Raw genomic sequence first — 250 nt, 5'->3', positions numbered from 1 at the left:
ACACCACACAAGACCACTCGCTGACCCTGAACGATTTCCTGCGCCGCGACCTTTTGGGGCTGTTTCGCCCGCAACCCGAAGTAGAAGCGCCGGTGATCCTGACCGGCGATGGTCAACTGGTGGGCGGGTCGGGTGAAGACCGACTGAGCGGGCGCGCAGGTGATGACAGTCTCTATGGTCAGGCCGGCGACGACTATCTCTTGGGCGCGGATGGCAACGATGCACTCTGGGGGGCTGAGGGGCACGACAC

1 pseudogene is annotated in these 250 nt (G+C 63.6%); it reads left to right on the top strand.

The features are described 5' to 3' along the window. Positions 1–250, top strand: a pseudogene (locus Q5L94_RS13990) (hypothetical protein); the annotation flags it as partial.

Origin of the sequence: Idiomarina sp. Sol25, assembly GCF_033052775.1 — a bacterium.
In the GTDB taxonomy this organism is placed as follows: domain Bacteria; phylum Pseudomonadota; class Gammaproteobacteria; order Enterobacterales; family Alteromonadaceae; genus Idiomarina.
This window is presented reverse-complemented; position numbering and strand designations above follow the sequence as displayed.